Raw genomic sequence first — 9,126 nt, 5'->3', positions numbered from 1 at the left:
GAAGGATAAAGCAATGGCGATATCCTTTTTTCGTGTCAACATACATAGATTACAGAAAGAAAAATCTGTTGTCGATCATGTCTTGTGACATGACCAACAACAGATATGATAGAACCATTTAAACTTCAATAAATAACCTGTCTAACAGCGATGACTGTTTGGCAGGTTATTTTTAAATTAACAGTGGCTTGCCAGAAGAAGCTAAAAGCAGTATATTGATTGTACACAATCTGTTTATTTAAGGGAGGTTTAATGAAATATGAGTCAGCTATATGATTTTAAAGAAACCGAAATGAGCGGACAAGAAATCAACTTTGGCGATTATGCCGGTAAGGTTTTGATGATCGTGAATACCGCTAGTAAATGTGGCCTGGCACCGCAGCTTGAAGGCATTGAAAAACTCTATCAGCAGTATCATGAACAGGGGTTTGAAGTATTGGGACTGCCATCAAACCAGTTTCATCAGGAACTCGATTCCGACGAAGCCACTGAGGAATATTGTCAATTACACTATGGCGTGACTTTTCCAATGACGAAGCAGGTTCAAGTTAACGGTGACGGGGAAGACCCGTTGTTTACCTACTTGAAAGACACTGCTGGCCATGGCCGAATCAAGTGGAACTTTACGAAGTTCTTGATTGGCCGAGACGGGCAGCTGATCAGCCGGTATGCACCAGTGACTAAGCCAGAAAAAATCGAACCAGCAATCGTTGAAGCTCTAAAGGCTTAATTAAAGAGTAGCGTTGGCAACCTGAATGGGGGTTACCAACGCTACTCTTTTGTTATGTGACAGGCGACTGACTTAATACGGATTAAGGCCAAAAACGGAATCATTGGCGGTCAATGACGACCCAGCCAACTAAAATTGTGACCAGCATTAAGCTGGCAATTAAACCGAGTACTAACGTCCAGGAACCGCTGAGATGATGAACCGTTCCTAGAATCACTGGTCCAATTGCAGCTAGTCCGTAACCCGCAGATTGTGCGAAGCCAGAACGTTTTGTGACGATTTCAGGGTCGTCGCTACTGGTCGCAATCAAGGTGAGTGCGAGACTAAAAATGAGTGAGCAGGTGAAGCCAAGACTGATAGCTGCTAGCCACCAACCTAATTGCCCGCCGCCAAAGTTCAATTCACCGATGAGGTAACCCAGTAATAGGATTAATAACAGTCGCTTAAAATTAACAAAATGATTCAGCAGCAAACCGGCAGGAATACCTACGAATTGGAAAACTGACAGCAGTGTACCGGCCTCGGCTGCAGAAGCGCCCTGTGCTTGAAATAACGTTGGTAGCCAGGCAATCAAACTGTAAAAGATCAGTGATTGCAAACCCATAAACAAGGCTAAGCGCAGGCTGACAGGATCGGACCAAACGGACTGTGAAGGTGATTTAACGACATTAACGGGTTGCGACTGTTCTTGTGGGATCAATAAAGCGGCTAACAGTGCCAGCAAGGCGGGCAGCCCAAAACCGCCAAGGACGGTTTGCCAGTTGAATAGCTGTGCGAGCGGCATTACGAGCACGGTGGCGATGGCTGCTACTAGGTTCATCATGACGGCATATTGGCTGGTCAGATGGGTGGCTTGCGACAGTGGAAAATGCGCAATGAGGGTTGGTACAGCAACGTTTAGGATGGCAATTGCGATGCCAATCATGAGGGTACCAAGCACTAACTGAACTTGACCAAACGGCCGAAGCATATTTCCCAGCAGCAGGAGACTATCGACGCTGATCAACGTGTGCTTTAAACCGAATTGATGAATTAACTGGGGTGCAAAAAGTGCGCCCAGTGCAAAACAGATTAGTGGCAGGGTCACCAGTAACGAGGTGATAACACTGTTTACGTGTAAGCCACGGCGGATAAGTGCGAATAACGGGGTGACGGCGGTGACTGAAAGTCGTAAATTAGCGGCAGTCACCATTAATAATAAAACGTTTTTGTGAGACATAAAAAAACACTCCTTAGACGATTCCCGCCTAGAGAAGTGCTCTGCTAGTAACATGACAGGTATTGACCTGCTATCGGAATTAATTAACGTTAGCATACACGATAATGATGCGTTTGAACAGGGTTAATTTTTCATTTAGCATCCACGTGTTCAACTAAGACATGGTGTTTTAAAAAGTCGACGGTTTCATCGTAAACATCATCTAAATAACCCTTAGCGTGACGCGTACCTGGTACCATATTCAATTCAAAGGGGACACCAACGTCCGTCAAGGCATCGGCCATTGATAAAATTCCGCTGGTTGGGACAAATTCATTTAAGGAATTGGCCAGATACATTGGACCAGTTTCGCTGGTTACCCGGTGAACGGGTGTGGCGGCGGTTAATTCATCTGTGCGCTGGTTAAAGTAGTTCATCACAAACCACTTGTAAAAGGCGTCGTTAGCACCATTTTGATTAATTGTTGAACTGGCCTGCTGGTTAAAGCCACTGGTGTCGCCTTCAGCAGCGACCACATCTTTATGGTTGGCCAACCAGTCATCAATATCCAAAATACCGGAAAGCGAAACCGCTGGAATGCCGTATCGAATGGCCATTTCAACCGCCATGTTACCCCCTGCGGAAGAGCCGACTACACCAATTGGCATCTGGTTGTATTCACTGCGCGAGATCCACTCCATTAGGGAAGCCATATCAGATAACGGTTCTGGGTAATAAACATCTGGGGTCATACGATAATTGGGGACTAATACCATGTAACCGAGGTCAGCTAAACGAGATGCCCAATCCGCATCCTTACTTTTGTCGCCACGGAACCAGCCCCCACCGTGGATATCAATAATCAGTCCTAAAAACGGCTTAGTGCCATCGTGGTAAGCGTCCAGTGTTAAATGGCGATTTTCATCATAAACAATATCATGTTTCACTTGCATCTTACCCACCTCCAAAGGTTAAATTCACGATGAGTATGGCAAAAAAACGGGACAAGGTCAAGTATTTGGCTTGATCGTCCCGCTTTTGATCGCTTCAGGGCTGAAGATGATAAATAATAATTGCTGCTGCGTATGCTAGTAAGATCACATTGCTAGTCAGTGTAAAATGATTGGCCAATGCCATCAGATAGCGATAGTGGGCATTCAGTTCCGTTAGGGGAGCTGAAGCTTTGATCATGGCTAAGTGTTCCTGATAAAGCTGATCGTATTTTGCAGCCAGAGTTTGATATTTAAGGTCGCGAAGCCAAAAGATCCATGAGATACCAAATGAACCTAGGATTAAGAACATAAATAAGCGTTCGGCCGGAGCGGCCCAAACCGCTTGCAGACTAACAGCCGTATAGTTCATTGATGAAAGTGGCTGCACGCTCACCATGCCAAGTGTCGATGCTAATAAGACGACCAAACAGACCAGTTGTGAGCAGGTTGCTAAAAAATGACGTGTTGCCTGCTTATCTAACGTAATGAGCCCCTGAAAAACATCCGTGTGTACTTGTGTTGAGTAGCGCACATTGGAAAGCATGATGGACAGCCCCTTTCATAATATAGCTACTTTTTACTTTTACATGATTATAACTAGAATCTAGCAAATTGAACACTAAAAAGCCCTGCCAATTGATAACTGGCAGGACTTTTAGTGTTGATAGTTGGTTCTAACGGTTGGTGGGGTGTAATGCGCCATGAAGTTAAAGATCTCGGTGAGCTGATCGGTAAACAAAACTTTACTGCGATGCTCAGCAGTCAAAAAGCCTTGCTGGACCATTTGATCAAAAAAGGTTTTTAACGGATCGTAGTAGTGATTGACGTTATAAAAAACACAGGGGTTAGGGTTATCGCCGATTCGTGCCCAAGAATAGGCTTCCACGATTTCTTCTAAGGTTCCTGGACCGCCTGGCAGGGCAATACAGCCATCAGCCATGGCTAACATCCGCTGTTTACGCAGCGCCATATTATCAACCACTGTCAGATCTGTGAGGTTGTGAGCTGCAGCACCGCGGTCGACGAGGTTTTGAGGCATGACACCGTGGACTTTTCCACCAGCATCGATCACGGCAGTTGCCAATACGGCCATTAGACCGACATTGCCACCACCATAGATTAATTCTAGCTGGTGATTCGCCAGGTATCCGCCAAGTTCAGCAGCCGCTTGTTGGTAAATCGGTAAATTTCCGGTTGATGCACCACAGTAAACCGCAATTTTTTGGATCATTTCAACTGCCTCCTAAAAGTTGCTATCAAGCATTTTGTAAGTATCATTGTATATTGCAATTAACGGCATTTAAGCCCGTTCCAGCGCTAACAGCGCCTTTTTTCGTGCTAATCCCCCAGCGTAACCGGTCAAGCTGCCATTAGACCCGACGACTCGGTGGCAGGGAATGATAATTGAAATTGGGTTATGACCCACGGCGCCACCAACTGCTCGAGCGGAGCCAGTTGGGTGGCCGTTTAGTTCAGACAGTCGCTCGGTAATTTGCTGGTAGGTCATGGTCTGACCATAGGGGATCGTTGTCAAAACACGATAGACCTGTTGGCGAAAGGGTGTGGCCTCTGGTGCCAACGAGAGCTTATCAATGGTTGGCTTTTGACCATTAAAATAAGCGATCAACCACTCAGCCGTTTGTTTTAGCACGGGGGAAGTGCCATGTTTGATCGTTTCAAGCGGGTAATTGGCGCCTAAATGCGTCTGGTCAAAATACCAGACACCCAGCAAGTGTGAGGTATCCGCCAACAGGATCAGTTGACCTAATGGTGAGGCATAAGTTGTCTGCAGCATGTCATCAGCTCCTTTATAATTTATCTGAAGATTAGGCTATTTTGATGAATTTGGCAAGTGATGGCAAATAAATCGAAAATCTGTTCGCCCGTTATCTTTTCCAAGGGCGGTTAATTTGCTAAAATAAATAGTATCTAATACGAACGGAGATCGATAATAGTGAAATTGCTACATACAGCGGATTGGCACATTGGTCGACGGCTTCATGGTTTTGATCTGACCGATGAGCAGCAAAATGCCTTTGACCAAATCGAACAAATTGCCCAGGCCGAACAAGTTGATGGCCTGATTATTGCCGGCGATGTCTATGACCGACGGCTGCCCAGCGAAGCATCAGTGGCAATGGTTAACCAAATGTTGCAGCAACTGAATCTAACTGACCAGATTCCCCTCTACGCAATTTCCGGTAACCATGATAGTGCGACACGATTAGCAACGGGGACACCTTGGTTTAAAGCTACTCATTTGTACCTGCACACGGATTTGAGTCAGGCTTTTACCCCGATTGAATTAACGGATACGCAGCTTTTCCTATGTCCTTATTTTGAACCCTTCGCGGCGCAGCAATATTTTAACGATGAGTCTATCCAGCACCTAGACCAGGCTTTTGCACGGGTGGTTACGGAGATGAAGACACACTTTGATCCAGCTAAGAAGCACCTCTTAGTGGCGCATTTTTTTGTGGCTGGCAGTTCAACCACTGACTCGGAAACGAATCTAACGGTTGGTGGTCTAGCCGCGGTCCCAACGGATCTATTAGCGGATTTTGACTACGTTGCCTTGGGACATTTGCACGGTAAGGACGCGCTGCACTTGCCCAATGCTCGCTACAGTGGTTCGCCAGTTAAGTTTTCGCTGTCGGAGGCTAACCAGCACAAGGGGGTCTGGATCGTGGATACGGATGAGACACCAGTCAAAGTGACGTTTAAGCCAATTACACCGATCCATGACGTCAGACAGATAACCAGCAGTTTTGATGACCTGATCGCGTCTGCCGATGATGATTCGATCAATCACGAGGACTATGTTGGCATCACTTTGACGGATAGGCAGCCGATTCCTAACGTTATGGCACGATTACGAGCAGTCTTTCCGCGAATCGTCACTTTAGGACGGGCAGCTGGTTTTGAATCACAGGTTCGCTACCATGGGGAAACGAGTCAGCAGATTCAGCAAAAGTCTCCAATGGCGTTGCTGGGAGATTTTTACGAACAAGTGGCTAAGGAGAACTTAACTTCGCAACAGGAAAAATGGGCGAGAGCAGCACTCAAGCAGGCAAATGAAGGCGGTGATCAAGCATGAAACCACTGCAGCTTAAACTGACGAACTTTGGCCCGTACGCCAAGCAAACGATTGATTTTACCCAGTTGGACGAGGCGTCGATCTTTTTGATCGCTGGTCCAACTGGCAGTGGGAAAACCACGCTCTTTGACGCGATGACGTTTGCGCTATACGGCGAAAGTGCCAGTGATGACCGTGATCCTTCAGCGTTACGCTCAGATTTCGCCGAAGCGGATGAACCCACGGCAGTGACGCTGAAGTTTGAGCATAAGGGGTTAGAGTATGAGGTCACGCGTCAACCCAAGCAAACCCTAGCTAAGAAGCGCGGTACGGGTACCCGTGACTATCCCAGCAGCGGTAAATTGATGATTTTTAAAGACGGGATTAAGACTGATGAAATTACCCGGATGCAGGAGATTAACCTGAAACTGACCGATATTTTGCAGATCAGCCGCAAACAGTTTGTTCAAATTGTCCTGCTCCCGCAAGGTGAATTTAGACGTTTTCTGGTTTCGGATTCCAGTGCCAAAGAAGCCATCCTCAGAAAAGTGTTTGGCACCCAGTTATTTCAACGTTGGGCAACGGTACTCAAACAGCAGCTGAATACCCAACGAGAACAGATTAAATCGGCACGGTCGGTGATTGACAGTGGGCTGAAACGGGTGCGCTGGACTGATTCTGATGGTGACCATGACCTTACTCAGCTAGAAGGTCAGTACCAGCAAGATCAGACGGAGTTAACAACTGCCAAACAGGTGTTAGACCAGACCCAGCAGCAAGTTAATCAGTTGAACCAGCAACTTGAAACGGCTCAAAAAATGAACCAAAACATTGAAAAATTGGCCGCAAAACGGCAAGCAGAACAGCAGCTTCAAGCTGAGCAGTCCAAAATTGATCAGAAACAGCAGCGCTTGGACACATTGAACTGGGTGCATGAGCAACAGCACGATTATGAACAGCAACAAGAATTAACAAAGCAGCAAGAACAACTGAAACGGCAAAAAGTTACTTTAACTCATAATTTAACCACCCAAACCCAAGACTCGAAAAAACTTGACGGGCAGCAAAAAGATTTGACCGCGAACGCTAAAAAAATGACGGGTATTCAGTCTGAAATAGCTGTTCTCACAGAGCAACGGCCACTGTACGAACAGGTCCGGCAGTTCAACGTTCAGTTGGATCAAGAAACCAGCGAGTACACAGTAGCAACGGCTGCGCTGTCAAAGGCTCAGACGGATACGGTGACCCAGCAGGACAGGCTCAAACAATTGAATGCGCAAATTGATCACCAGTCAGAGCTGCTAAAAACCAGTGCGCAGTTAACAGCACTGCAGGCTGATCAGACGGCTCAGGAAAAACGGGTGAGCGATTTGTTTGATCAGCAGTCACAACTAGCTGAGAAAAAAAAGTTGGTGGCAGATGCCCAATCAGCAGTGACGGCCATCAGTCAAAAAGTTAAAACCGCCAGTGCTGACTATGAGAATCTCAGAAATCAGTGGTTGGCGGGGCAAATTGCGGTATTGGCCAGTCAGCTGAAACCCGGGACGCCATGTCCGGTCTGCGGCAGTGTGGCCCACCCAGCACCCCACGCCGTCACCGAAACGAAGCTAGTTGATAATGAAACTATCAAGGCGGCTGAGCAGGCACTCCAGCAATTAAAAGATCAGCAAACAAAGGCGCTGGCTGATTTATCAAATCAGCAGCAGGTCTTAGAAAAACAAACTCAGGTCGTTAAGCAGCAGGCTCAAGCCTTACGGACGCAGCTTAAAGTTCAAGCTAGTGTGACAGTGACCGATATGCTTTCACAAGTGACTGAACAAGAAGCCCAAACTGAACAGCAGCTTGGTGCGGTTAAACAGCAGCTCTTGCAAATTGACCAGGCAATTGCGGAACGGCAAACCAAAACCGCTGAAATTGAACGCCAGCAGCAAACCATTCAAACGCTGAAGCAACGAGTTCAGTCGGCCAAATTAACCCAGCAAACCACTCAGACTAAACTGGACGCAGCTCAAAAGCAATTACCGGCCCAATTTGCCGATTTGACCGCGCTTGATGATTATTTGACGCAACAGCGTCAGCGAGTTGCTGACTACCAGCAACAAGTTCAAACGAATCATCAAGCCTTACAGCAATGTAAGGAACAAATAGCGACAACGCAAGCTAATTTGCATACTACAGAATCAACGTTGCAGGTAACCGAACAACGGCTGACCAAGCTTACCGGCACTTTGGAACAGGCCGTAAAAGTCCATCTAGGTGCAGATCAAATGACTCAATTTATAGGGTTAATGGGTCAGCTTGACGAAATATCGGCACTTAAACAAACGCTGCAAGATTTCCAGCAAGCGATGACAGCTGCCAAGGCGGATGTCGCGGCTTATGAGCAGTTAGTTGGTGATAAGCAGACCGTTGATTTAACCGTTATTCAGCAACAGTTAAATGAGACTAAGACACAGTTGAAGACAGCCCAGAAACTGGCTGATGATAGACAGCAGCAGGTTACCGTAAACGGTGATATTTTGGCACAATTAAAAACTACCACGCACCAAGTTGCGGCTCAGTTAGATGAATTGAATGAACTTCAGCTATTAGTTGAAACCGTCGCGGGTGGCGGTGATAATAAACTGGGGTTGGAACGTTATGTCCTCAGAGCCCAGTTAGCTGAAATTTTGGTCATTGCTAATCAGCATTTGAAGCAATTGAGTTCTGGCCGTTATTCGATGCAGCTTCATTTGGAAGCCGGGGCCTATCAAAAGAATACGGGCCTGGAAATTGACGTTTATGATGACAATGTCGGTCAAGTACGGAGCGTCCATACGCTGTCAGGCGGTGAAAGTTTCATTGCTGCCTTGAGTTTGGCACTGGCACTTGGTGAATCGATTCAAAATGAATCTGGTGGCATCAGCATTGACGCCTTATTTATTGACGAAGGGTTTGGTTCACTGGATCAAGAATCGCTGTCAACGGCGATGAAAGCCCTGGAAAACGTTGAGTCCAGCAATCGCATGATTGGTATTATCAGCCACGTGACACTGTTACAAGAAACCATCCCTTACCAGATTCAAGTTCAGCCAGTAGGTCAGGGTAAATCAGTGGCTAAAATTGTCCTACCATAATGCCAATCTAGTAG

General features: G+C 46.5%; 8 protein-coding genes. 3 read left to right on the top strand and 5 right to left on the bottom strand.

Features of this window, described 5'->3' with window-relative positions; all coding sequences use genetic code 11:
* Window positions 1–259: 259 nt before the first annotated feature.
* Window positions 260–730: a glutathione peroxidase gene (locus tag CES79_RS06410; protein ID WP_089136663.1), complete on the top strand. Its 471-nt coding sequence runs from the start codon at window positions 260–262 to the stop codon at window positions 728–730.
* A gap of 100 nt (window positions 731–830) precedes the next feature.
* Here CES79_RS06410 and CES79_RS06405 read toward each other — a convergent pair whose 3' ends face one another.
* The 5 genes from CES79_RS06405 to CES79_RS06385 all read right to left on the bottom strand — a co-directional run bounded on the left by CES79_RS06405 (window position 831) and on the right by CES79_RS06385 (window position 4,715).
* A complete protein-coding gene (locus CES79_RS06405) occupies window positions 831–1,949 on the bottom strand; it encodes an MFS transporter (RefSeq protein WP_054654935.1) in 1,119 nt (372 codons plus the stop codon).
* Between the two features lie 131 nt (window positions 1,950–2,080).
* Window positions 2,081–2,890: an alpha/beta hydrolase gene (locus CES79_RS06400; RefSeq protein ID WP_408005810.1), complete on the bottom strand. Its 810-nt coding sequence runs from the start codon at window positions 2,888–2,890 to the stop codon at window positions 2,081–2,083.
* 85 nt (window positions 2,891–2,975) lie between these two features.
* Window positions 2,976–3,464: a hypothetical protein gene (locus CES79_RS06395; protein WP_089136660.1), complete on the bottom strand. Its 489-nt coding sequence runs from the start codon at window positions 3,462–3,464 to the stop codon at window positions 2,976–2,978.
* 111 nt (window positions 3,465–3,575) lie between these two features.
* Complete coding sequence (locus CES79_RS06390) at window positions 3,576–4,148, bottom strand: LOG family protein (protein WP_089136672.1); 573 nt, start codon at window positions 4,146–4,148, stop codon at window positions 3,576–3,578.
* 72 nt (window positions 4,149–4,220) lie between these two features.
* Window positions 4,221–4,715 carry a methylated-DNA--[protein]-cysteine S-methyltransferase gene (locus CES79_RS06385; RefSeq protein ID WP_089136659.1) on the bottom strand — a complete coding sequence of 165 codons (495 nt, stop codon included), beginning with the start codon at window positions 4,713–4,715 and terminating at the stop codon, window positions 4,221–4,223.
* 159 nt (window positions 4,716–4,874) lie between these two features.
* Between CES79_RS06385 and CES79_RS06380 the strand changes: the two genes are divergently transcribed.
* On the top strand, window positions 4,875–6,017 hold the full coding sequence (locus CES79_RS06380) for an exonuclease SbcCD subunit D (protein WP_089136658.1): 1,143 nt from the start codon (window positions 4,875–4,877) through the stop codon (window positions 6,015–6,017).
* The gene (locus CES79_RS06375; protein ID WP_089136657.1) at window positions 6,014–9,112 is read left to right on the top strand and encodes an AAA family ATPase; all 3,099 of its coding nucleotides are present in this window, start codon (window positions 6,014–6,016) and stop codon (window positions 9,110–9,112) included. The genes CES79_RS06380 and CES79_RS06375 overlap by 4 nt, the downstream gene beginning before the upstream one ends.
* Window positions 9,113–9,126: the final 14 nt, after the last annotated feature.

Source organism: Secundilactobacillus silagei JCM 19001 (assembly GCF_002217945.1).
Lineage (GTDB): Bacteria > Bacillota > Bacilli > Lactobacillales > Lactobacillaceae > Secundilactobacillus > Secundilactobacillus silagei.
This window is presented reverse-complemented; position numbering and strand designations above follow the sequence as displayed.

What these genes read in the sequence shown, in the direction of transcription:
- CES79_RS06410 (WP_089136663.1), top strand. Translation starts at nt 260, where the DNA reads ATGAGTCAGCTATATGATTTTAAAGAAACCGAAATGAGCGGACAAGAA.
- CES79_RS06395 (WP_089136660.1), bottom strand. Translation starts at nt 3,464, where the DNA reads ATGCTTTCCAATGTGCGCTACTCAACACAAGTACACACGGATGTTTTT.
- CES79_RS06375 (WP_089136657.1), top strand. Translation starts at nt 6,014, where the DNA reads ATGAAACCACTGCAGCTTAAACTGACGAACTTTGGCCCGTACGCCAAG.
- CES79_RS06405 (WP_054654935.1), bottom strand. Translation starts at nt 1,949, where the DNA reads ATGTCTCACAAAAACGTTTTATTATTAATGGTGACTGCCGCTAATTTA.
- CES79_RS06385 (WP_089136659.1), bottom strand. Translation starts at nt 4,715, where the DNA reads ATGCTGCAGACAACTTATGCCTCACCATTAGGTCAACTGATCCTGTTG.